General features: G+C 33.8%; 14 protein-coding genes, 1 tRNA gene and 1 riboswitch. Of the genes, 11 read left to right on the forward strand and 4 right to left on the reverse strand.

The genetic code is table 11. The features are described from left to right. The first annotated feature begins 23 nt into the window (after positions 1-23). Positions 24-2729 (forward strand): outer membrane beta-barrel protein, encoded by a 2706-nt coding sequence (locus ACI5KZ_RS11735; protein ID WP_406847717.1) that lies wholly within the window; start codon positions 24-26, stop codon positions 2727-2729. Between the two features lie 136 nt (positions 2730-2865). Here ACI5KZ_RS11735 and ACI5KZ_RS11740 read toward each other — a convergent pair whose 3' ends face one another. Further along, positions 2866-4461 carry a T9SS type A sorting domain-containing protein gene (locus ACI5KZ_RS11740; protein WP_406847718.1) on the reverse strand — a complete coding sequence of 532 codons (1596 nt, stop codon included), beginning with the start codon at positions 4459-4461 and terminating at the stop codon, positions 2866-2868. A gap of 187 nt (positions 4462-4648) precedes the next feature. Between ACI5KZ_RS11740 and ACI5KZ_RS11745 the strand changes: the two genes are divergently transcribed. Then, positions 4649-8689 (forward strand): choice-of-anchor J domain-containing protein, encoded by a 4041-nt coding sequence (locus ACI5KZ_RS11745; protein WP_406847719.1) that lies wholly within the window; start codon positions 4649-4651, stop codon positions 8687-8689. Between the two features lie 86 nt (positions 8690-8775). Here the strand turns inward: ACI5KZ_RS11745 and ACI5KZ_RS11750 are convergent, their stop codons facing one another. Together ACI5KZ_RS11750 and ACI5KZ_RS11755 are read right to left on the reverse strand one after the other, a co-directional pair. Further along, positions 8776-9477, reverse strand: a complete 702-nt coding sequence (locus ACI5KZ_RS11750; protein ID WP_406847720.1) for a response regulator transcription factor — start codon at positions 9475-9477, stop codon at positions 8776-8778. Beyond that, positions 9452-10855, reverse strand: a complete 1404-nt coding sequence (locus tag ACI5KZ_RS11755; protein WP_406847721.1) for a sensor histidine kinase — start codon at positions 10853-10855, stop codon at positions 9452-9454. Before ACI5KZ_RS11755 ends, ACI5KZ_RS11750 begins: the two co-directional genes overlap by 26 nt. Positions 10856-11122: 267 nt before the next feature. Here ACI5KZ_RS11755 and ACI5KZ_RS11760 point away from each other — a divergent pair, with 267 nt between their 5' ends. Together ACI5KZ_RS11760 and ACI5KZ_RS11765 are read left to right on the forward strand one after the other, a co-directional pair. Then, positions 11123-12679 (forward strand): M20/M25/M40 family metallo-hydrolase, encoded by a 1557-nt coding sequence (locus ACI5KZ_RS11760; protein WP_109309742.1) that lies wholly within the window; start codon positions 11123-11125, stop codon positions 12677-12679. 198 nt (positions 12680-12877) lie between these two features. Then, positions 12878-12959, forward strand: a tRNA-Tyr gene (locus ACI5KZ_RS11765). Between the two features lie 282 nt (positions 12960-13241). On the opposite strand, the gene metK is transcribed toward ACI5KZ_RS11765, so the two are convergent. After that, positions 13242-14531, reverse strand: a complete 1290-nt coding sequence (gene metK / locus ACI5KZ_RS11770) for a methionine adenosyltransferase (RefSeq protein ID WP_109309741.1) — start codon at positions 14529-14531, stop codon at positions 13242-13244. 255 nt (positions 14532-14786) lie between these two features. Beyond that, positions 14787-14909: riboswitch (SAM riboswitch) on the forward strand. A 282-nt stretch (positions 14910-15191) separates the two neighbouring features. Between metK and ACI5KZ_RS11775 the strand changes: the two genes are divergently transcribed. The 7 genes from ACI5KZ_RS11775 (at position 15192) to ACI5KZ_RS11805 (ending at position 23673) form a co-directional block, all read left to right on the forward strand. Then, complete coding sequence (locus ACI5KZ_RS11775) at positions 15192-16367, forward strand: PLP-dependent aspartate aminotransferase family protein (RefSeq protein ID WP_109309740.1); 1176 nt, start codon at positions 15192-15194, stop codon at positions 16365-16367. Further along, positions 16354-17436, forward strand: coding sequence for an aspartate kinase (locus ACI5KZ_RS11780; protein ID WP_109309739.1), 1083 nt, complete (start codon positions 16354-16356; stop codon positions 17434-17436). Before ACI5KZ_RS11775 ends, ACI5KZ_RS11780 begins: the two co-directional genes overlap by 14 nt. Positions 17437-17504: 68 nt before the next feature. Then, complete coding sequence (locus ACI5KZ_RS11785) at positions 17505-18503, forward strand: homocysteine S-methyltransferase family protein (protein WP_406847722.1); 999 nt, start codon at positions 17505-17507, stop codon at positions 18501-18503. Between the two features lie 20 nt (positions 18504-18523). Beyond that, positions 18524-18883 (forward strand): four helix bundle protein, encoded by a 360-nt coding sequence (locus ACI5KZ_RS11790; protein ID WP_406847723.1) that lies wholly within the window; start codon positions 18524-18526, stop codon positions 18881-18883. Positions 18884-18885: 2 nt separating this feature from the next. Next, positions 18886-21588 (forward strand): methionine synthase, encoded by a 2703-nt coding sequence (gene metH / locus ACI5KZ_RS11795; protein ID WP_406847724.1) that lies wholly within the window; start codon positions 18886-18888, stop codon positions 21586-21588. A 2-nt stretch (positions 21589-21590) separates the two neighbouring features. Further along, on the forward strand, positions 21591-22547 hold the full coding sequence (gene metF / locus ACI5KZ_RS11800) for a methylenetetrahydrofolate reductase [NAD(P)H] (RefSeq protein WP_406847725.1): 957 nt from the start codon (positions 21591-21593) through the stop codon (positions 22545-22547). A gap of 34 nt (positions 22548-22581) precedes the next feature. Continuing rightward, positions 22582-23673 carry an acyloxyacyl hydrolase gene (locus tag ACI5KZ_RS11805; RefSeq protein WP_406847726.1) on the forward strand — a complete coding sequence of 364 codons (1092 nt, stop codon included), beginning with the start codon at positions 22582-22584 and terminating at the stop codon, positions 23671-23673. The last annotated feature ends 3 nt before the right edge of the window (positions 23674-23676 follow it).

Genomic DNA, 23676 nt, shown 5'->3' on the forward strand with positions numbered 1-23676 from the left:
TTTAACCAATCAAAAAATCACAAATGAAACATATAATTACGCTACTGTTAATACTTGTAGCAAACATCGCTTTTGCACAAGTTAAAATAGAAGGTGTCGTAAAAGATAGTATTGGCAATCCTTTAGAGCTTGCCAATGTGGTGGCTATAAATCAGGCAACAAAAAACATGGATGCTTATGGCATTACGAACGATACAGGTAAATATAAACTTTCCCTAGAAGCTAATTCAAGCTACAAAATTCAAGTTAGTTATATTGGAATGAAAGCGACAGACGCATTGATTGAAACCAAAACCGATAATATATCTCAAGATTTTACACTTCAAAACGATAATACCTTAGATGAAATAGAACTTACCTATGAAATGCCTGTAACCATTAAAGGAGATACCATTGTTTACAATGCAGATTCTTTTAAAGATGGTACAGAAAGAAAACTAGAAGATGTTCTTAAAAAATTACCAGGCGTTGAGATTAACGATGATGGTGAAATTGAAGTAGAAGGCAAAAAGGTATCTAAAGTCATGGTCGATGGCAAAGATTTCTTTGATGGGGATTCTAAATTGGCTTCAAAAAACATTCCTTCGAATGCTGTAGATAAGGTTCAAGTGCTAAAAAACTATTCCGAAGTTGGTCAATTAAGTTCTGTAACTAATAACCAGGACAATGTGGCAATTAATATCAAATTAAAAGAAGGAAAAGAGAATTTCTGGTTTGGAACTGTAACAGCTGGAGGAGGAGCAACAAGCGACAATGGCCTGTATTTAGTACAGCCCAAACTGTTTTATTACAGCCCGAAATTAAGTATCAACGTCATTGGGGATATGAATAATATTGGGGAACAAGCTTTTACACGTCGCGATTATTTTAACTTTTCAGGAGGCTTTAGAATGCCAAGTCGTAAAAGTGGTACAAGCATTGATTTAGGAAATAACGATTTAGGGTTTTTAACGCTTCAAAATAACAGAGCCAAAAGTATTGAGTCTAATTTTGGTGCAGCTAATTTTAGCTATTCGCCAAAAGAAACTCTGGATATCAGTGGTTTTGCTATCTATTCGAATAGTAAAAATGAGTTGCAAGAGAACAATGATATTGTTTATACAGATCCTGAATTAGGAATTCCGGACGAAACAACGCAAAGTAATACCATTCAGCGTAGCGATTTAGGAATGCTTAAATTAAGTGGAAAATACAAACCAAATGGAAATAATCAATTAGATTATGATGTGTTAGGACGGTTTTCAAAAGAATCGCAAGAACAACATGTGTTTTCTTCAGTTTTAGGAAATACAGATATTAACGAAGAATCCAGTCCATTTAGTGTTAAACAAAGTTTGAATTACTACTACACTCTAGATGAAAGAAATATATTTTCATTAGAAATACAGTCATTAATACAAGATGAAGATCCGTTTTACAATGCTATTCTAGAAGAAAAAAGTAGTTATGATGATGTAGCTAATGTTGTTGGTTTTGATACCACACAATCTAATTATAATGTGGCTCAAGATAAACGTGTTAAATCTAACCAGCTTGATGGGAAAATAGATTACTGGAATGTGTTAAATAATAAGAGTAATATTAATGTAACACTTGGAACCATATATAGCAATCAAAAATTTACGTCTGAATTATTTCAATTTTTAGATGATGGTTCAGAATTTAATCCCATTCCTATAGATAACGATGGTCTGGCAACTAACGATATTACATATAATTTCACAGATCTTTATTTAGGAGTTCATTACACTGTAAAATTAGGTAAATTCACACTTACTCCAGGACTTTCAGCACATGCATATAATGTCAATAACACTCAATTTGGAGACAAGTATAAAGATAATTTCTTTAGAATCTTACCAGATTTCGATGCTAGAATTCAATTGAAAAAAAGTGAACAGTTAATCTTCAATTATACCATGCAAACACAATTTACAGACATTACCAATTTTGCACGTGGGTATGTTATGAACAATTACAACTCGTATTTTTATGGAAATCCAGAACTAGAAAATGCCACGGCACACAATATCAATCTAACCTATTTTAGCTTTAATATGTTTAACTATACTAACGTCTTTGCAAATGTAAATTATAGAAAAAGCATTGATCAAATTAGAAACATCACCAATTTCGAAAGTGTTATTAGAAGCAATTCGCCATTTAACTCTAACTATGCAGACGAGTCGCTTTCAGCAAGTGGAAGGTTTCAAAGATCTTTTGGGAAATTAAGAGCAACTGTCAATGGAAACTTTACTTATACGAAGTTTAATCAGTTTATTCAGAATATCCCATCTGTAAACGAAAACTATTCTCAAACCTATGGTGCCGAATTAAGAACCAATTTTAAAACAGCTCCAAATGTTGAATTAGCTTATCGATATACCATTCAAGACAACGATCAGGGTTCTAGCAGAAGTAAGTTTTTTACCAAAGCACCAAGTATTGAATTCGATGCTTTAATATGGGAAAGCCTCACGTTTAAAACATCTTATGCCTATAATAACTTTAGTAATGAAGATCGAACCATTAACACGTTTGATTTCTGGGATGCCTCTTTAGCCTATAGAAAAAATGCGGATGCCAAATGGGAATTTGAACTCAAGGCAACCAACTTATTAAACACACAATCACAGAGTCAAAGTAGTACGAGCAGTATTTCGGTAAGCACTACCGAATATTTTATTCAGCCAAGATACTTAACGCTTAGAGCCATTTATTCGCTATAATATTTAGACGTTTTAATAGTTTTTTTAATTCTATAAAATGCTTTTGAAAAGAAACCAAAAATCAAATTATAATGTAAAAACACCTTAACTTACAAGTTAAGGTGTTCTTTTTTATCTAAAAATATTTATAATCAAACTATCTTTTTACAACTTTAAAATTAGTTGAAGTATTCCCAGAGTTAACAGTAACGATATAAATGCCAGTTGCTAAATTTGAAACATCTAAAGCAATAGATTTATTGTTTGCTTCTCTTGTTAAAACTGTTTGTCCTAAAAGGTTGTTAACAGTAACTTTATTTATATTTTGATTGTAATTTATATTCAAAATATTATTTGTTGGATTTGGAAAATAACTAAAACTATTTGTGTCAAATGTTTCAGTACTTAGCAAATTAGGATCATAAGCTCCAATTCTAAACTTTCCAAATTGATAAGACCAAGCCCAAACTCTTACAATAACAGTTTCACCAGGTGTTTTATCTGTAAATAAAATTCCAGCATATGGATTCCCTCCAATCACAAATTGATCGTTACAAAAAGCCGTTCCTGTATTTGGTGGTGGCAAATTATAGTAATATGGAGTTAAAGTTCCGGTGCCACAAGATCCTGTGTAAGTTTCCATGGCAGTATCACTTAGGTTAGTTTCTGTTGGTTCAGCTCTAGTTTCAATAGTAAAACTTCCAGATGCAGGTACCGTAACAGTAAACCAAATATCTCTACCGTAAATTCCAAAATCAGGTAAAGTTCCACAATCAGGAAAATTTGAATTCCCAGGATTAACACTTGCAGATGTATTAGTAGCAATAATGTAGTTGTCTTCAAAAGTTGCACCAACAGTTAAATTTGTTGGATTTGTACAATCGTCATTTGATGGTGCAGGAGGAGATTTATAAGCACATAAATCAAAATATACTGCCCTTGATGAATTTGAGGATGTGACACTTATATAATATGTTGTTCCAGCTGTTAAATCAGCTAAAACTATATCTTGACATTGTATTGTAGGCGATGTAGGTTCTTCAACAAAAGCATTTAAAAACCCTGGAGTTCCACTGTATATACCTATGTAAAGTGGCGTTGCACCATTTAAAAGACTAGCTTTAAAAGTGTATTCTGCTGTTTCAGTGGGAGTAAAACTATACCAAACATCTGGGTTGGAGGTGCTACAAACAACTTCGCTCGTAAAAGTAGCATTAGCTGTATGGCCTGTTGATGGGTTTTCACAAACTTCAAAAGTAGATTCTATTAAGGTATCTGCATTGGCTGGTTCATCATTACTTGGTGTGTCTGGAAATGGATAAACGCAAACTCTATATTGCGTGGCTGTGTAGGCAGCTCTAACGTGTAAGTAGTACGTTTCTCCCATATTAAGAACAGAACTATGATACCTAGTTGCACAACCTGAGTTGTTTGTTAAGTTACCTGGTGTTCCAGTAAATAATGCCAATCTAACATCAAAAACAAACCCGTTTAATTCTTCAATTTCGATAGCATATAATCGCGTTTCGGAAGGAGTAATAGTATACCATGCATCTACCCAATAGTCGTACTCTGAACCTGCACAAGTAAATTCAGCAGATTTCGTAAATCCAGTAAAATCGCCTGTTTCTTCATTTTCACATGCATAAGTAGTAGATATCGATAATGCTGGAGCTCCAGAAGCCTCATCTGTTTGAGCAAATGAAAATTGGGTAGCTACAGCAACAAATAAGTATAGTAATTTTTTCATCATAATATAGTTTTATTGTTATAAAACAAAAGTCTAAAAAATATGGATGAGCTAGGTAAAACCAAACTGTATTAACTTTGCATTAACCTAGTATAGTTTTTTTTTAAATGGAATTGTAAATAAATTTACCCAATGGTAATATTATCAACTATAATATAGTGATAATTCTAAATTTAAACAAACAACTATTATGAAGAAAATGTACTTCTTATTTTTTACACTATTATCTGTATTTTCGTTTGCACAAGTGCAAATAGGAACAGATACGAACCAATTTCAAGATGGGCCATTTGATCCTTTTAATGTGTATTCTTATTCTCAAAGTATCTATTTAGCTCCAGAAATAAATGCATCTGGAAATATAACAGAATTGCAATGGTATTTTAGCGGAACATCATTATTATCGAATAGCCAAGACTTAACTATTTATTTAGGACACACTACTAAAACAGAATTTACAAATACAAGCGATTGGGAAATATTAACTAATTTGACTCAAGTTTATATTGGTGGTATTGATGTGTCAGCAGGTGAAGGTTGGGTAACACTAACATTTGACACACCTTTTGCTTACAATGGTTCGGATAATTTAATTGTTGCAGTTGATGAGAACATGCTTGGAGCTGATAATAATACAGATGATTTTTACAATTCTCCAGTTTTAAGTCCAAGAACTATAACATATAGAAGTTCTTCTATTAATCCAGATCCAGCCTCTCCACTTACAGCTAATGCAGGAACAGACTCATATGTGCCTAATATTATTTTGGGAGGAATTACTGAGACTTGTCCAATTCCAACAGATGGAATGGCTTTAAGTACAACAACGACTACAGCAAGTTTAGATTGGGCCATTAACGGAAGTGAAACACTTTGGGATATAGAGCTTGACGTTGCTGGTTTTTCTCCAACTGGAACTCCATCAGATACGGGAATTTCTAAACCTTATTCGGCAACAGGATTAACGGCCAATACAGCTTATGAGTTTTATTTAAGAGCAGATTGTACAGGTGGTGATTTGAGTGCTTGGAACGGTCCTTTTTCATTTAGAACTGGTTGTGTGCCAATTGATGATTTTTCGGAAAACTTTGAGTCTATGCCAGACGAATTAGAAACGCCATACTGCTGGAACACCATTGCATCTACAACGGGTAGTACGGCTCCTAGATCCAAAGTAAATACAAGTTCTTTTAGTGCTTATGAAGGTGATAACTATTTTGAAATTTCGTTATTAACAAATGATGATACAATGTATTTGGTCTCTCCAGAGAGTAGTATAATTGCTGATGGTAACCATAGAATAGAGTTTGCTGCTAAGAGTGGTTTTTTAGGCTCTGAAACTATAACTCTAAAAGTTGGGTTAATGACAGATTCAAATGATGAAAGCACTTTTATTGAATTGTCTTCATTTGATTTAACAAATAGTTCTGAGAACAACAATAATTATTCACTTTATGCCATTAATATACCATTAAATGCAACATATAACTATTTAGCTTTCTCTGTAGAAACTACGTCAGCTTCAAATAAAACGGTTTATTTGGATGATATTATAGTAACTAGTCAACCATCTTGTTTTCAAATTCAAGATATTGCAGCTAACAATATTACAGACATATCGTTCGATCTCGATTTAACTTTGGGTTTACAAACTCAAACAGAATGGCAATTAACAGTAAAACAAACAAGCTTAGATTACGACCCAAATATAGAAACTCCAATAGTTGCAACAACACTTACTGCAAATATTACAACAGATTCTGATGCCAATGCCATTGTTCCAAACAGTCCATACCTTGTGTATGCGAGAGCTAATTGTGATGCAGATGGTAGTGATGGTTCTGGTTTTAGTGATTGGTTTGGACCTTTTGAATTAAGATCAGGGTGTGCTGCAATTACAAATGACTTTTCTGAAAACTTCGATAGTTTACCAGATGACTTAGTGACACCTTATTGTTGGACAACGGTAAACTCAACTACAGGAACAACAACCGCAAATATTAAGGTAAATGAAAGCTCACAGGCATATTCTCCTGGTAATTATTATGACATTTCATCTTTTAATAATGATGATACTGTATTTTTAATTTCCCCAGAAAGTAGCATTATTGCAGATGGAACTCGTCGTGTTGAGTTTGCTGCTAAAGTCAATTCAACTACGGGAGGTGATTCTTATTTTAAAATAGGCTTAATGTCCGATCCAAATAATGAAGCGACATTTTTAGAGTTGGCTTCTATGCCATTAGCAATTAGTTCTACTAATACTAATAATTATTCGCTTTATTATGTCAATATTCCATTTAATGCGACTCATAATTATTTAGCGTTTAAACTAGAAACCACTGCTACATCTAATAAAACGGTTTATTTAGATGATATTGTAGTGACGACGCAACCAGCATGTTTTGATGTATTAGATGTTTCTGCAAGTAATATAACAGATTTGTCTTTTGATCTTGATTTAACAATAGACACACAAGTTCAAACAGAATGGGAATATATTATTAAGCAAACAAACTTAAATTTTGACCCCAATGCGCAACCAACAGGAACTGCAACAGCATCAACAATCGCTGGTGTTACAATAGATACAGATGGAGCAGCAGTTATTCCTAACAGTATTTATAGAGTATTTGTAAGAGCTAACTGTGATGCAGCAGGAAGTGATGGCTCTGGAATGAGTTCTTGGTTTGGGCCATATGAGTTTAGAACAGCTTGTGCACCTGTTGGAGAAGGGTTTTCTGAAAATTTTGATTCGTATACTAATGGCGATTTTCCTTTTTGTTGGTATAAGAATGTAACGTCTACTGGTTCGCCATTAGTACAAGTTAGTAATTTTGCAGGATATGCTAATTCTGGGACTAATACCATTATAATGAATGCTGGTAACGATGCAAATGCTAATGTATTATTAGTTTTACCTCAAAATACAGTTGCTAATGATGGTGCTCATAGATTAGAATTTTATGCTAGAAAATCGAATGCAAATGCTGAAGCTAATATTATAGTTGGGACAATGACAGATCCTTTAGATGCCAATACGTTTGCCGAAATTACCTCAGTGTCAATTATAACAGGAGGGACTTCTGGAGATAATGTTCAGTATTTTGTTAATTTACCAGCAAGTACAAATGAATATGTCGTTTTAAAACACGGTGCAGGATCTGCTTCAAGTATTGCATTTTATATTGATGATGTAACAATCACAGATCAGCCAGCTTGTACTGAGGTTTATAACATTACAGTAGAAAATATTACGGCATCTTCAGTTGAGGTAAGTTGGGAGTTTGTTGGAGGACAAACAGATTGGGAGTATGTTGTTCAACCCGAAGGAACCGGAGTTCCATCATCAGGAACACCAACAACTTCTAACACTTCTAATACTGATTTTAATAGCCTATCTGATAATGCTCCTTATGAAATTTATGTAAGAGCAGATTGCGATACTGATGGTGCAAGCCCTTGGGTTGGTCCAATGAACTTTACTACCTCATGTATTGCAGAATCTGGCACTTACTCTTTTGGTTTTGAAGGCTTCACAAATAACGGAGATATAGAACCGTGTTGGTCTAGTCTAGTTGCCCCAACATCAACTAGCCCTTATGTTAGATATAGTACTCTTCAAGCACAAGAAGGTACAGTTAGTGTGAGATTATATAGTGGAAATGATGAAACTTCAGGGATATTTTTAATTACACCTATGTTATCAGATTTGGATGATACAAAACAAATTGTTTTTCAAGTATACGATGATAATAATGGAGGTCTAGAAGTAGGTACCATGACTGACCCAACAGATGCTTCGACTTTTACTTCATATCAAACATACCTTGATGCCGATTTGACGGATGATGCTTGGGATGAAAAAGTGGTCACTTTTGAAAGTTATAGTGGCTCTGCCCAATATATAGCATTCAAATATAATGCAGCCACTACATTTGATAATTTATACATTGATAATTTCACTTATGAGATTAATCCATCTTTAAGTATTAATAATGTTGATTTTGTAAACCAGATTAAAATTTATCCTAACCCAACCAATAGTGTTTTAAACATACAAGGTGAAAATATTGTTAAAGCTGAAGTATATGCAGTTAATGGGAAAAAGGTTGATTTAGAATTTAGTGCTTCAACCTTAGATGTTTCTAAACTTGCAGCCGGAATGTATTTTGTTAAACTGACTAATAGCAGTCAAAATAGTGCTGTTTTGAAGTTTATAAAAAATTAAAGAGTTTGCTTTTTTATTAGTAAAAGGTGATTTTTTTCAAAAAGAAGCCAGCAGATATCATCTGCTGGTTTTTAATTTTATAACGTTTAATCATTTATTAGAAATTCAAGACCAACGCCTCTTACGCTTTTAATATTAATGTTTTTATCATCTTTTAAACGCTTTCTAACTCTGGTAATAAAAACATCCATGCTTCTGCCAGAAAAGAAATCGTTTTGCCCCCAAATTTTTTCTAAAATATCTTCTCGTGGAATAAGTTTGTTTCTATTACTATTTAGAAAGAAAATAAGCTGTGCTTCTTTTTCGGTTATTTTAGTTGTTTTATTGTTAATACTTAGTGAGAGGTTATCAATATCGAAAATGTATTTACCAATCTCAATAAGCTCATTTTTTTTAGAATCTAAAGTTATGGTTTTCTGTTGTTTGGTTCTTTTAATGATGTTATTAATACGAAGTATGAGTTCTTCTACCTCAAAGGGTTTTGAGATATAATCGTCGGCCCCTAAACTTAATCCTTTTATTCGATCTTCTTTAGTTTTTCGAGCAGTCAAAAATAGGAAAGGTGTTTCTGGATTTTTTTTTGAAATTTTTTTAGATAATTTAAAGCCATCCATTTTTGGCATCATAACATCAATAATACATATGTCAAAAGCATGCATTTTAAACACTTCTAAAGCTTCTGCGCCATCTTTTGCCCAAACAACTTCAAACTTGTTAAGTTCTAAATACTTTTTAAGGGTTGTGCCAAAATCAATATCATCATCAGCTAATAAAATTCTCTTTTCCATGATCTATAGGAATTTTTATATAGAATGTTGAGCCTTCATTCAATTTGCTTACAACATCTATAATTCCATGGTGAGCTTTAACAATTTGATTACAGTAGTAAAGGCCTAAACCTAAACCTTTATAATCATGTGTATTCTTTTCACTCACTCGAAAGAATTTATCAAAGATAAGTTTTTTATTTGTTTTGGAAATACCTATGCCATTATCCTTAATTGTTATCCTATGCCAATTGTCTATAGTACTGTAAGTTAACTTTATAACTGTTCCCTCAAATTTAATGGCATTATTTAAAATATTTATAATAGCAGTGCTTAAGTAAAATTTATCAATAGAAACTTCTATTTTTGTTTTTTCAATACTTCTTAAAAACTGAATGTTACTTGGGGTTGTTAAAGCAAAATCATTACAAACTTCAGTAATAAATTCAGAAAGAATAACGGATTCAGAATTTAGGTCAATATCATTATAACCTAGGCTGTTATCTACTACTTGATCTATTAAGTTTTGGAGCCTTTTATTTTGACGGTTAATAGTATCTATTGAATCTTGAGCAATCTCTTTATTGTCTTTTGCAAATTTATTGGTTAATGTTTTAGTTGCAATAGATAAAGTTGCTAGAGGTGTTTTTAACTCGTGTGTGATGTTATTAATAAAATCAGTTTTAATATCAGATATTCTCTTGATCTTGAATAGGTTTCTTATGGAATAAGTTACTAGAGTAATCACAAAAACAAAAAGTAAAAAAGCAATAAAAAAGAGTAAGAGAAGCTGTTTTAGAATAATTTTGTCCCAGTCCAAAATTTTCATATACAGACTTGCTCTGTATTTAATAACAATGTTCTCTAATTCTTGATCTGAATTAATAAAATCTTCATCAAAGGTCCAATTCCAATTATTAATTAATAAACCGTCATCATTTATAAAATCAGTTCCAAGCAAGAATATGGGCTCATCTTTGTTTTCAATTAAAAGGTCTTCAGTATTCCCATTTTTATCAATAAGTTGGATGGTTGATGCTTCTTTTTTAAATAAAACACGTTCATCTAAATCAAAATGTGATTTGCCTTGATTATAGTAGTCTAGAAACTTTACGTTTCTTGCTTTAGCAGCATTTTCTAATTCTAAAAGCAACTCATCTTTAGTAATTTTTCCAGTCTTATAATCTGGAATTTTCTTTACAAAATCCATCCTATAATACCAGGATAAAGAATCGACATAACTCGTACTAACGATACCCCCAATTTTTGTCCTAGATTCAACAGCAAAGCTCTTTTTTCTTAAATCAAAGGTGTTAAAGGTTAGATAACCTTGCATGGTAGTTAAGGCTATTAGAGCAATGATAGCTCCAGCAATAAGGGCTTTAGATTTTATTTGCATGGAGTTAAATTAGACATATTCGTTCTTGTACCATAAAATTTCTCTTTTATTAACTTTATCTTAACCGAGAATGGATAATCAAAAATATAAAATCAAATTAACAAATTGGATTTACTGAATAACATGGAAGAACTTTTTTGATGTTTTAAATAATCAAACGGACTTTTTATGGATACATTTTTTTGAAAATCATTTTAAAATGAAAATATGTTTAAAGAAAAAATTGTAATTTGTTTAACTCTTAAAATTAATCCAAACCAGAGAAATATGAAAAAGACATTTAAATACCTTTTAGCATTTGTTTTATTGCTAAACCACATGAGTTTCCTAGCACAGGAACAAGATCCAGTAGTAAAAAACATTATTGAAGAAGCTACCAATAATTCACAATTAGAGATTTTAGCTCACGAGTTATTGGATGTTATTGGACCACGTCTTGTAGGTACACCACAAATGCAACAAGCCAACGATTGGGCAGTAGATACATATAGCAAATGGGGGATTTCGGCCAGAAATGAGCAATGGGGAGAATGGAAAGCCTGGGAAAGAGGCATTACACATATTGATATGTTAGAACCTCGTGTACAATCTTTAGATGGTATGCAGCTAGCTTGGAATCCTAGTACAGGACCAAAAGGTGTTACAGCTGAAGTGGTTACTATTCCAACTGTCAAAGATTCTTTAGAGTTTCAAAATTGGATGAAAAGCGTGAAAGGCAAATTTGTTATGACGTCTATATATCAAGCAACAGGGCGTCCAGATTATAACTGGGAAGAATTTGCTACTGAAGAATCTTTTGCAAAAATGAAAAGTGAAAGAGATGCATTAGAGAAAGAATGGCGTGCGAATATGGAACGTACTGGTTATGGCAGAAGAGAAATAAATCAAGCTTTAGAAGCAGCAGGTGCAGCTGGTATTATTACATCTTATTGGTCTAAAGCTTTTGGTTCTAATAAAATATTTAGTGCCAGAACTAAAAAAATTCCAACAGTAGATATCGAACTTGAAGATTATACCATGCTTTATAGATTGGCAGAATATGGTAATAAACCAGTAGTTAAAATTGTAGCAGAATCTAAAGATTTAGGAGTTGCACCAACGTTAAATACCATTGCAGAAATAAAAGGCTCAGAAAAACCAGACGAATATGTCATTCTTTCAGCACATTTCGATTCCTGGGATGGAGGCACAGGAGCCACAGATAATGGTACCGGAACTTTAGTCATGATGGAAGCCATGCGTATCCTTAAAAAAGTATATCCTAATCCAAAACGAACTATTCTGGTTGGACATTGGGGAAGCGAAGAGCAAGGTTTAAATGGTTCTAGAGCATTTGTTGAAGATCATCCAGAGATTGTAAATAATACGCAAGCCATGTTTAATCAAGACAACGGAACTGGTCGTGTGGTGAACCTATCAGGAGCAGGTTTTTTACATTCTTACGAATATTTATCCAGATGGTTGGAGGCTGTGCCGAAAGATATTACAAAACATATTGAAACTCATTTTCCTGGTTCTCCAAGTGGAGGAGGATCTGATAATGCCTCATTCTTGGCAGCAGGAGCTCCGGCTTTTAATTTAAGTTCATTAAGCTGGTCTTACTGGAATTATACTTGGCACACCAATAGAGATACCTATGATAAAATTGTGTTTGACGACGTAAGAAGCAATGCTATTTTAACAGCTATTCTGGTATATATGGCTAGCGAAGATCCTAACAGAACCTCAACCGAGAAAATTATATTACCAGTAAATTCTAGAACAGGAGAACAACGTACCTGGCCAGAGCCACGTTCGCCAGAACGTAAAGGAGGATTGGATTAGAAACCAAAAAATCTGAGCATCGTCAGTTCGAGTAATTTTTTTTGAAAAAAATTGTAGCGAGAACTTTTAAATTAATATTAAAAACTCATAATGACTCACTAAAGAAGTCATTATGAGTTTTTTTGTGTTTTAAGAATAAAAAAGTAAAAGATTTTTACAAAATAATTTAAAAACTATAATATATTTGTACTCGGTTTTGGGGAGATACTCAAGCGGCCAACGAGGGCAGACTGTAAATCTGCTGACTACGTCTTCGCAGGTTCGAATCCTGCTCTCCCCACTTTAACTCGAAAAATCCACACGGAAGTGTGGATTTTTTTTGTTTTAAATAATATGCGTGAGTTCACTCAAAAGCATATTTTATAAAACTAAAAAAGAAACTGCAGTAGCAGTTTGATTTTTCATTTTACAAAAGTGTCAAGCAGGATCAACGAAGTTAATCCTGTATATTGTTGTAGATAAAAACTACAGCGCTTATATGAACTCAAATCTGGTTTTTGTATGTTTGATTAAATTAATATTAATTTTGAATGGGAATTTATAAAATAAACAACTAAAGGTTTTACAACCCAAAAGCCGCTTTTACTTTTTCTACATAATTTAATTTTTCCCATGTAAACAATTCTACTTCTACTTTTTTCTTTCTACCGTTAATTTGCTCAAAAGTTTTAGTAATGACTTCGTTTTTTCTTCCCATATGACCATAAGCAGCTGTTTCGCTGTACATTGGTTGGCGTAAGTTTAAACGTTTTTCTATTGCAGCTGGACGCATATCGAAAAGTTCAGTTACTTTTTCTGCAATCTCACTATCGGTTAAATTAAACTCACAGGTTCCAAAAGTGTTAATATAAATTGAAGTTGGCTCTGCAACACCAATAGCGTAGCTAACTTGAACTAATACTTCTGTACAAACACCTGCAGCAACCAAGTTTTTTGCAATATGTCTGGTAGCATAGGCTGCACTTCTATCTACTTTACTAGGGTCTTTTCCTGAAAAAGCTCCTCCACCATGAGCCCCTTTTCCACCATAGGTATCGACAATAATTTTTCGTCCTGTTAATCCGGTATCTCCATGTGGGCCACCTATTACAAATTTTCCTGTTGGATTGATATGGTATTTTATGTTGTCTGTAAATAAGGCTTGAATATTTTGTGGTAAAGAAGCAATAACACGTGGAATTAAAATATCCACAATATCTTTTCTAATTTTTGCTAACATGGCTTCATCGGCAGCAGTCACAGCTTTCTTAGAGTTTGATTTTGGCTTGACAAAATCGTCGTGCTGCGTAGACACCACAATGGCATCAATACGTTGTGGGACATTATCGTCGCTATATTCAATCGTTACCTGACTTTTAGAATCTGGTCTTAAGTAGGTAATGTCTTTATTTTCTCTTCGTAAAGCAGCCAATTCAATAAGAATTCTATGTGCTAAATCTAAAGCTAAAGGCATGTAGTTTTCAGTTTCATTTGTGGCATAACCAAACATCATTCCCTGATCTCCTGCACCTTGTTCTTCTTTGCTTGCTCTATCTACACCACGATTGATATCATCAGATTGTTCGTGAATTGCAGAAAAAACGCCACACGAATTACCGTCAAACATATAAGCACTTTTTGTATAGCCAATTTTGTTGATGGTATCTCTGGCAATTTTCTGAACATCCAAATAGGTGTTCGATTTTACTTCACCTGCTAGCACGACTTGTCCTGTTGTAACAAGGGTTTCACAAGCTACTTTAGAGTCTTTATCGAATGCTAAAAAGTTGTCAATCAAAGCATCACTAATCTGATCTGCTACTTTGTCTGGATGTCCTTCTGAAACACTTTCAGAAGTAAATAAATAAGACATATATTCCTGTTTTAATATTTAATTAATGTATGAAAAAAATATCGGATTGCTATTGCTAGAGGAGTAGATTTTTACTGCTTTAGCATTTTTTTATAGAGGTTGCAATCAGACAAATTTTTCCTCTTGATATTTGAATTGCAAATGTAGAAAAATTAAATGGATGGCAAATTAAATTAACTTTTTTTCCCAAAATATTTGGATATTAAATTTTTCTGATGCTATATTTGTGCTCACAAAGTTCAAAAACTTACTGAAATGTTATCAAGAAAGGTGGAGGGATTAGACCCTGTGAAGCCTTAGCAACCCTTAAGCAATTAAGAAGGTGCTACATTCTACTTAATGATCGATTCATTTATCGATTTATTGGATAGATAACTAAAACGAAATGACTCATCTGTTATTTCAATTTTCTTTTTAACATTTTTCTATTAGGTACGTCTGCAAAGACGCATTTGACTTTTGGTTTAATCGTGCTATTTGTTGAGCGAGATTGATGACGAGGAAACAGATAGATTTTTTGATTAGACAAGAAAGAAAAATTCAGAATAGCATCGCTATTGTTAATTTTTATTTTGAAGTATAAGCGAAAAAAATGCTTTTTACTCCATTTATCTTGTTCTGCAAATAGCACTCATTATTAACTCAAAAAAAATTAGAAAAATGAGTGCAACAAAAATTATTCATTCCATTCCAAGCGATCCATTAACAGGCGCTATTTCGGTACCAGTGTACCAAACATCCACTTTTATTCAGGATGCTCCTGGAGTAAACAAAGGCTTTGATTATGCACGAAGCAACAACCCAACACGTCAAGTTTTAGAAAACGTGGTAGCTCAATTAGAGGGAGGACATTCTGGTTTTGCTTTTGCTACTGGCTTGGCAGCTATTGATGCTGTGTTAAAATTATTATCTGCTGGCGATGAGATTGTAGCTGTAGACGACATCTATGGGGGTGCTTATCGTTTATTTACCCATGTGTACGAAAAACTAGGGATTAAAGTACATTATGTAGATACTACAGATGCTGAAAATGTAGCAAATGTTATTAGCAGCAAAACAAAGTTGGTTTGGATTGAATCTCCAACAAATCCAACCTTAAAAGTATCTGATATTCAGGAAATATCTAAGATTGCCAAGAGTGTGAATGCCCTTTTAGTGGTCGATAATACTTTTGCGAGCCCTATTGCTCAACAACCTATAACTCTTGGAGCAGATATTATTATCCATAGTGGCACCAAGTACATTGGAGGTCATTCAGATTTAGTGGCTGGTTTGGTAGTGACTAAAACACAAGAATTATCTGAAAAATTAAAATTTGTTCAAAATGCTTCAGGTGGCATTTTGGGGCCTTGGGATTGCTTTTTAACCATTCGAGGTATTGAAACCTTAGAGTTGCGTTTTAAAAAACAATGCGAAAATGCTTTTGCAGTTGCTGCCTTTTTAGTGAACCATGATGCTGTTGAAAAAGTGTATTTCCCAGGATTGGTATCTCATAAGAATCATGAGATAGCGAAGCGTCAGCAAAACGGTTTGTTTGGAGGAATTGTTTCTTTCACTCTAAAAGAAGACACGCAAGAAGCAGCCAACCACTTTGTAACAAACACCCATTATTTCAAACTGGCAGAAAGCCTTGGTGGCGTAAAAAGTTTGCTTTGCCATCCACCACAAATGACACATGCTTCTATTCCTCGTGAAAAAAGATTGCAGTCAGGAATTAAAGATTCCTTGATACGTTTGTCTTGTGGGATTGAAGAGGCTGAAGATTTGATAAACGATTTAAGTCAAGCTTTTGCATCTATTAACAAAAATAAAGAAACAGGTTATGTCAAACAGTAAAAGCCTACATGTGGTTATTTTCGGAATAGGGAATGTTGGCAGTACCTTAATTAATCAAATTCAAGCTGCCAAGTCGCAATTACAAGCCCAGCAGAATTTAGACATTCATATTCCTGTTGTTACAAATTCTAAGGTGGCATTTTTCAATGAATTTGGCATTGAAAATTCTTGGCATTCTGATTTTGAAAAGGCTTCGATTCCTTATAAAATTGAAGATATTATTAGTTATGTGAAGACACATCATTTTCAGAATTTAGTAGCTATTGATGCGACAGCAAGCAAAGATTTTGTGCAGAATTATGTGCCTTTAATTGAAAACGGATTTCATATTGTGTCGGCAAATAAAGTAGCGAATACTTTAAGTTTTGATTTTTACGAACAATTGAGACTCACATTAAAAAAACATCATAAGTCCTTTTTATACGAAACCAATGTTGGTGCAGGTTTGCCAATTATTGAAACGGTTAAAAGACTGTATGATTCTGGTGAGCAAATTCAAAAAATACGTGGCGTGTTTTCAGGCTCCTTAAGTTATATTTTTAATGCGTTTTCTTCTGAAAATATTTCTTTTTCAGAAATTTTAAAACAAGCAAATCAGTTAGGTTTAACAGAGCCTGATGCACGAGAAGATTTATCAGGAAATGATGTGGCTAGGAAATTATTGATTTTAGCTAGAGAGCTTCATTTAAAAACGGAATTCCATGATGTTTTAGTAGAATCTTTAGTGCCTAAAACACTTAATGGTAAAACAACGGTTCATCAATTTATTAGTAGAAGCAAGGAATTAGATGTCCCGTTTCACTTGTTAAAAGAACAGCTTTTAGAAAATCAAGTATTGCGTTATGTTGGCGAATTGGATGTTATTAAAAACACCTTGGAAGTGAAACTGGTTTCGGAAGAAAAAAGTTCAGCTATCGGACAATTAAAAGGTGCAGATTCTGTGTTTGAAATTTATTCAGAGTCTTACCAAGACTTCCCTTTGGTGATTCAAGGTGCAGGAGCAGGGAAGGGTGTGACAGCCAGAGGATTGTTTTCAGACATCGTGAAGCTTTCCAACAGTTTAAATTAATATTTACGTCCATTCGAGTGATTTTATAGCGAAGGAATAAGATTGTATCAATTAAAATTTATAGAAATATGAGTAACATAACACACGAAATACAAAAAAGAATCCTAGTTCTCGATGGAGCCATGGGAACCATGTTGCAACGCTATAAATTTTCTGAAGAAGATTTTAGAGGTGAACGCTTTAAGGATTACCCAACCTCGCTAAAAGGTAATAACGACTTGCTTTCCTTGACGCAACCAGAAGCTATTGCCGAGGTGCATAGAAAGTATTTTGAAGCAGGGGCAGATATTGTAGAGACCAATACCTTTTCAGGAACTACCATTGCTATGGGAGATTATAACATGGAAGATTTGGTGTACGAGCTTAATTTTGAATCGGCTAAAATAGCAAGAAAAGTAGCAGATGATTTCACCAAGGCAAATCCTGAAAAACCCCGATTTGTAGCTGGAAGTATTGGGCCAACAAATAGAACGGCGAGTTTGTCTCCAGATGTCAACAGACCCGAATTTCGAGCAGTCACTTTTGATGACCTTAGAATTGCTTACAAACAACAGGTGGAAGCTTTGATTGATGGAGGTGTTGATGTGCTTTTGGTTGAAACTATTTTCGATACACTTAATGCTAAGGCTTGCTTGTTTGCCATTGATGAGGTTAAAGAAGCACGCAACATCGATATTCCAATTATGGTTTCTGGAACCATTACAGATGCATCAGGAAGAACGCTGTCTGGGCAAACCGTTGAGGCATTTTTAACTTCAATTTCTCATATCCCCTTACTAAGTGTTGGGTTTAATTGTGCTCTTGGAGCCGAACAGCTGCAACCATATTTACAAAGACTGTCAAATGCAACACAGTTTTACACATCGGCACATCCAAATGCAGGTTTGCCAAATGCTTTTGGGGAATACGACCAGTCACCCAAAGAAATGCAAGTGTTGATTGAAAATTATTTAAAAGATGGGCTTATTAATATTATTGGTGGCTGTTGTGGTACAAATCCGGAGCACATTAAAGCCATTGCAGATGTGGCTAAAAATTATAAACCAAGAATGGTTGTTAGTGTTTAGTGTTTAGAAAAATATAAATAATGAAAAATTATACGGAATTAGACGTTTGGAAATTTGCAAGAGCATTGGTGAAATCGGTTTATGAACTAACTAAGCACTTTCCAAATACAGAATTATATAGTTTAACAAATCAGATTAATAGAAGTGTGGTTTCGGTACCTTCAAATATAGCTGAAAGTATAGGAAGGCAATCAGACAAAGAAACTATTCAGTTTTTGTATATAGCAAAAGGCTCTTTGTTTGAATTAGAGACACAGATATATCTTGCATTCGATTTAGAATACATTTCTGAAGAACAATTAAATGTAATTCTAGAGCAATTAACATCCTGCAAGAAATTACTAAACGGATTCATTAACTATTTCAAAAACAAATTATAGTAATGAGTGATACCAAATACCAAACATTAAATACCAAACACCAAAAGTATTTAACATTATCAGGATTAGAGCCACTAGTTGTAACTCCTGAAAGCAACTTTATTAATGTTGGTGAGCGAACCAATGTAACAGGTTCTAGAAAATTTCTTCGATTAATTAAAGAAGGGAATTATAACGAAGCTTTGGAGGTTGCCAGGCATCAAGTGGAAGGTGGTGCTCAAATTCTAGATGTGAATATGGATGAAGGCATGCTGGATGGTGTGTTTGCGATGACCAAATTCTTAAATCTTATTGCTTCTGAACCTGATATTGCTCGAATTCCGATTATGATTGATAGCTCCAAATGGGAGATTATTGAAGCTGGATTGAAAGTGGTTCAGGGGAAATCGGTTGTGAATTCAATTAGTTTAAAAGAGGGTGAGGCTGAATTTATTCATCATGCAAAATTGGTAAAGCGTTATGGAGCAGCTGTCATTGTCATGGCTTTTGATGAGAAAGGTCAAGCTGATACTTACGAACGCAGAATAGAAATTTGTAAACGTTCGTATGATATTTTGGTTAACCAAGTTAACTTTCCTCCACAAGACATTATTTTCGACCCTAATATTTTCCCTGTTGCCACAGGCATGGAAGAACACAGAAAAAACGCTTTGGATTTTTTCATGGCTACCAAATGGATTCGCGAAAACCTTCCTTATGCGAATGTGTCAGGAGGCGTAAGTAATGTGTCTTTTTCATTTAGAGGAAATGATACAGTTCGCGAAGCCATGCACGCTTCTTTTTTATATCATGCCATTCAACATGGAATGAATTTAGGGATCGTCAATCCTGCTTTGATAGAGGTTTATGATGAGATTGATAACCAATTGTTAGAGTTGGTAGAAGATGTGTTTTTCGATAGAAGAGAAGACGCCACCGAACGCTTATTAGATTTTGCCGAAACAGTAAAAGGAAATAAAAAAGATATAGAGGCTACGGTTTTAGAATGGCGAGAGCATCCGTTGCAAGAGAGAATCACACATGCTCTAGTAAAAGGAATTGACACTTTTATTATTGAAGATATTGAAGAAGCCAGACTAGCTTCATCGAAGCCAATTGAGGTCATAGAAGGCCATTTAATGATAGGGATGAATGTTGTTGGCGATTTGTTTGGAAGTGGAAAAATGTTCCTGCCACAGGTGGTGAAATCTGCAAGAGTTATGAAAAAGGCCGTTGCTTATTTACAACCATTTATTGAAGCAGAAAAAGATGGGAAACAAGAATTTGCAGGTAAAATTTTAATGGCAACGGTTAAAGGCGATGTACATGATATTGGAAAAAATATCGTGAGTGTAGTCTTGGGTTGTAATAATTACGAGATTGTAGATTTAGGTGTCATGGTGGCGCCAGAAAAAATTATAGAAACGGCCATTAGAGAGAATGTGGACATCATTGGTTTAAGTGGCTTAATTACTCCTTCTTTAGATGAAATGTCTTTTGTTTCTAAAGAAATGGAAAAGAAAAATTTAGATATTCCTTTAATTATTGGTGGCGCCACAACCTCTAGAGCACATACTTCTGTTAAGATTGCACCAAATTATAAGCATACTGTAGTGCATATTAATGATGCGTCACGTGCTGTAACAGTCGTTGGGAATTTATTAAAGAAAGATAATGGTGTTTTTAAAGAAGAAATTAGAGAAGAGTACGAAAAGTTTAGAAATCAATTTTTAAAACGAACCAGAGAAAAAGAATACTTGACGATTGAGGAGGCACGAAAAAACAATTTTCGCATTGACTGGAACATTACAGAAATAGTAAAGCCAAAGCAATTAGGTATTCAGGTTCTTGAAGATTTTGATTTAAGAAAATTAGAAGACTATATTGATTGGAGTCCATTTTTTAGAAGCTGGGATTTACATGGTCGTTATCCAAATATTCTAGAAGATGCTGTTGTTGGCGAACAAGCCAGAGAATTATTTAAAGATGCTAACCTTTTGCTTAAGCGTATTATTGATGATGAACTCTTGAAGGCGAAAGCTGTTTTTGGGTTGTTTCTGGCAAATACAGTCAATGATGATGATATTGAAATTCAGGATTCAAATGGAAAAATTGTAAGCACATTTTTAACCCTTCGTCAGCAATCAAAAAAAGCATCCGGAAAACCAAACTTGGCCTTGGCCGATTTTATTGCGCCAAAAGAAACAGGAATTCAAGATTATATGGGGTGTTTCTGTGTCTCAACTGGTTTTGGAACAGAAGCTTTAGCAAAAGCGTTTGAAAAAAATCATGACGATTATAATGCCATTATGGTTAAAGCATTGGCCGATAGATTGGCTGAAGCCTTTGCAGAATATTTACATAAAGAAGTAAGAACCAATTATTGGAATTATACACAAGACGAAAGCTTAACCAACGACGATTTAATTAAAGAAAACTATAAAGGTATTCGTCCGGCTCCTGGGTATCCTGCTTGTCCAGATCATTTAGAAAAGAAAACTATTTGGAAACTTTTAGATGTAGAGGAAAATATTGGAGTTGAACTTACAGAAAGCCTAGCCATGTGGCCGGCAGCAAGTGTGAGTGGTTATTATTTTGCCAATACGGAAGCTAAATATTTTGGGCTTGGAAAAATAAAAGAAGATCAAATAAAAGATTACGCAAAACGTAGAGGTATTACTGAAGACGAAGCTGAAAAGTGGTTACGTCCTAATTTAGCAGATTAAATATGAAAGTTATAGAACATATAAAAAGAGCCAATGGAAACACCCAGTTTTCATTCGAGATTTTACCACCATTAAAAGGGCAGCATATACAATCTATATTCGATAATATCGATCCCTTAATGGAATTTAAACCTCCATTTATAGATGTTACTTATCATCGTGAAGAATATGTTTACAAAGAGCTTGATAATGGGTTGTTGCAGAAAAAAGTGGTAAAAAAGCGACCAGGAACGGTTGGTATTTGTGCAGCCATTCAAAATAAATACCATGTAGATGCCATTCCACACATTTTATGTGGTGGATTTACTAAAGAAGACACCGAGAATTTTTTAATTGATTTAGATTTCTTAGGAATCAATAATGTCATGGCTTTACGTGGCGATGCCGTAAAAACAGAAACCTATTTTAAAGCCGAAAAAGAAGGCCATAATTATGCAAGTGAGTTAGTCTCCCAGATTTCAGAGTTAAATAAAGGCGTGTATTTAGATGAAGAGCTACTCAATTCTTCAGCAACAAATTTCTGTGTTGGCGTTGCTGCATATCCTGAAAAACATATGGAAGCACCAAGCTTGGATAGTGATATACATTTCTTAAAAAAGAAAATAAATAATGGTGCAGAATATATAGTTACACAGATGTTTTTTGATAATGCGAAGTATTTCGAATTTGTAGAAAAATGTAGAAAAGAAGGTATTACAGTTCCTATTATACCAGGATTAAAGCCTATTGCAACCAAAAAACAACTGAATTTAATTCCGCATCGTTTTCATGTGGATTTACCTGAAGCATTAATATTGGAAATTGTAAAATGTAAAGACAATGAGCAAGTGAGACAATTAGGTATTGAGTGGTGTATTCAACAATCTAAAGAGCTTCAAAAAGCTGGAATTCCTGTGCTTCATTATTACTCTATGGGAAAAAGTGATAATATAAAAGCCATTGCATCACAGGTATTTTAAATATTCTGCTATTTTTGCTTCACAAATAATCTAAATGAGGCAATTAGTTATCTACTTCTTATGTTTAAGTTTCGGATTTGTTTTTTCACAAGAAAAGCAAACCAAATCGTATTTCGATGTTAATTATTTTACTGGAAATATTGCTTTACACAATAACGATATTCTTCATTTAATTAAAGGACATCCTGAAGGAGTTATATTAAGCTGGAACAAAAAATCGTTTGGTGAAAAAGACTGGGAACAGCGTTATGGTTATCCAGATTGGGGAGTGTCTTTTGCCTATCAAGATTTAAAAAACGATGTTTTAGGAAATAACTATTCGCTTTATGCTCATTATAATTTTTATTTCTTAAAGCGCAATTTAATGTTGCGTATTGGTCAAGGTTTGGCTTATAATACAAATCCATACGATAAAGTTGAAAATCATAAAAATGTGGCTTTTGGATCTACTATATTAAGTGCAACCTATTTAATGCTTAATTATAAAAAAGAACGCATTTTTAATAGATTCGGCGTACAGGCAGGTTTTTCATTATTACATTATTCCAATGCCAATGTAAAAGCACCTAATACTAGTGTTAATACCATTGCTTTTAATGTTGGTGTAACATATAATTTAGATGAAGCAGATCCAGAATTTATTAATACAGTTACCAAAGAAAAATTTACTCAGCCAATAAAATACAACGTGGTTTTTAGAAGTGGGATTAATGAAAGTGATGTGATAGGAAGTGGACAATATCCGTTCTATATCCTTTCGGCTTATGCCGACAAACGTTTATCTCGAAAAAGTGCTTTGCAATTAGGAACAGATGTCTTCTTTTCTATGTTTTTAAAGGAGTTAATTTATTATAAATCGGTTTCCTTTCCAGAAGAACATGTTTCTGGAGATGAAGATTATAAGCGTGTTGGTGTTTTTGCAGGACACGAATTATTTATTAATAAAATGTCTTTAGTTACGCAAGTAGGTTACTACGTATATTACCCATACGATTTTGAAGGAAGAACGTATTTAAGAATTGGTTTGAAACGTTATTTTGGAGAGAAAATATTTGCAGCATTAACTTTAAAGTCTCATGGTGCCAAAGCAGAAGCAGTAGAGCTTGGTGTAGGAATCAGATTGTAAAAA

Source organism: Xanthomarina sp. GH4-25, assembly GCF_045363175.1.
Taxonomy (GTDB): domain Bacteria; phylum Bacteroidota; class Bacteroidia; order Flavobacteriales; family Flavobacteriaceae; genus Xanthomarina.

Coding starts and splice junctions, on each gene's coding strand:
- ACI5KZ_RS11735 (WP_406847717.1), top strand. CDS start 24: ATGAAACATATAATTACGCTACTGTTAATACTTGTAGCAAACATCGCT.
- ACI5KZ_RS11740 (WP_406847718.1), bottom strand. CDS start 4,461: ATGATGAAAAAATTACTATACTTATTTGTTGCTGTAGCTACCCAATTT.
- ACI5KZ_RS11745 (WP_406847719.1), top strand. CDS start 4,649: ATGAAGAAAATGTACTTCTTATTTTTTACACTATTATCTGTATTTTCG.
- ACI5KZ_RS11750 (WP_406847720.1), bottom strand. CDS start 9,477: ATGGAAAAGAGAATTTTATTAGCTGATGATGATATTGATTTTGGCACA.
- ACI5KZ_RS11755 (WP_406847721.1), bottom strand. CDS start 10,855: ATGCAAATAAAATCTAAAGCCCTTATTGCTGGAGCTATCATTGCTCTA.
- ACI5KZ_RS11760 (WP_109309742.1), top strand. CDS start 11,123: ATGAAAAAGACATTTAAATACCTTTTAGCATTTGTTTTATTGCTAAAC.
- metK (WP_109309741.1), bottom strand. CDS start 14,531: ATGTCTTATTTATTTACTTCTGAAAGTGTTTCAGAAGGACATCCAGAC.
- ACI5KZ_RS11775 (WP_109309740.1), top strand. CDS start 15,192: ATGAGTGCAACAAAAATTATTCATTCCATTCCAAGCGATCCATTAACA.
- ACI5KZ_RS11780 (WP_109309739.1), top strand. CDS start 16,354: ATGTCAAACAGTAAAAGCCTACATGTGGTTATTTTCGGAATAGGGAAT.
- ACI5KZ_RS11785 (WP_406847722.1), top strand. CDS start 17,505: ATGAGTAACATAACACACGAAATACAAAAAAGAATCCTAGTTCTCGAT.
- ACI5KZ_RS11790 (WP_406847723.1), top strand. CDS start 18,524: ATGAAAAATTATACGGAATTAGACGTTTGGAAATTTGCAAGAGCATTG.
- metH (WP_406847724.1), top strand. CDS start 18,886: ATGAGTGATACCAAATACCAAACATTAAATACCAAACACCAAAAGTAT.
- metF (WP_406847725.1), top strand. CDS start 21,591: ATGAAAGTTATAGAACATATAAAAAGAGCCAATGGAAACACCCAGTTT.
- ACI5KZ_RS11805 (WP_406847726.1), top strand. CDS start 22,582: ATGAGGCAATTAGTTATCTACTTCTTATGTTTAAGTTTCGGATTTGTT.